A 1,114-nucleotide genomic window follows, 5' to 3' on the forward strand; every position below is an offset into this window, starting at 1 on the left:
CCTCAGTACTTAGCCACACATAACCAACAGTGTGGTTAGCTTATCCTACTGTGTCATTCCTTCTCTCAAGCGATTATCGGTGGTACAGGAATCTCAACCTGTTGTCCATCACCTACGCCTTTCGGCCTCGGCTTAGGTCCCGACTAACCCAGGGCGGACGAACCTTCCCCTGGAAACCTTGGGTTTACGGCCCGTGGGATTCTCACCCACGTCTCGCTACTCATGCCAACATTCTCACTCCTATACTGTCCACATGTCCTTACGGTCATGCTTCAGCCTGCATAGGAAGCTCCCCTACCTATCATAAATGATATCGTAGCTTCGGTAGTAAGTTTTAGCCCCGGTAATCTTCGGCGCAGGATCACTCGACCAGTGAGCTATTACGCACTCTTTAAATGAGTGGCTGCTTCTAAGCCAACATCCTGGTTGTCTATGCAATCCCACATCCTTTACCACTTAACTTACATTTAGGGACCTTAGCTGACGATCTGGGCTGTTGCCCTCTCGACTATGAATCTTATTACCCACAGTCTGACTCCCAAGTATAAAATAACGGCATTCGGAGTTTGATAATCTTCGGTAAGCGCAATGCCCCCTAGGATATTCAGTGCTCTACCTCCGTATTTCTCAACCTTGAGGCTAGCCCTAAAGCTATTTCGGGGAGAACCAGCTATCTCCGGGCTCGATTGGAATTTCACCGCTACCCACAAGTCATCCCCGAGCTTTTCAACGCTCGTGGGTTCGGACCTCCACGAAATTTTACTTTCGCTTCATCCTGCTCATGGGTAGGTCGCCCGGTTTCGGGTCTACGACAGAAAACTTAACGCCCATTTAAGACTCGCTTTCACTACGGCTCCATACCTTAAGTACTTAACCTTGCTTACTGTCGTAACTCGTTGGCCCGTTCTACAAAAAGTACGCGGTCACACATATAAAGTGCTCCCACAGCTTGTAAGCACAGGGTTTCAGGTTCTATTTCACTCCCCTCCCGGGGTTCTTTTCACCTTTCCCTCACGGTACTATGCGCTATCGGTCACTAAGTAGTATTTAGCCTTGGAGGATGGTCCCTCCTGCTTCCCACAGGGTTTCACGTGTCCCGTGGTACTCTGGATCA

Annotated in this window: 2 other annotated features (1 of these 2 running past the window's edge). The window is 49.5% G+C overall.

Annotated elements, in window-relative coordinates:
- Nucleotides 1–178, reverse strand: a sequence feature (mutual gap in cmsearch alignment for this rRNA model is longer than 100); it reaches 109 nt to the left of the window's first position.
- 46 nt (nucleotides 179–224) lie between these two features.
- Nucleotides 225–946: a sequence feature (23S ribosomal RNA rRNA prediction is too short), on the reverse strand.
- Nucleotides 947–1,114: the final 168 nt, after the last annotated feature.

The sequence above is a fragment of the Paraclostridium sordellii genome, assembly GCF_000953675.1.
Taxonomy (GTDB): Bacteria; Bacillota; Clostridia; order Peptostreptococcales; family Peptostreptococcaceae; genus Paraclostridium; species Paraclostridium sordellii.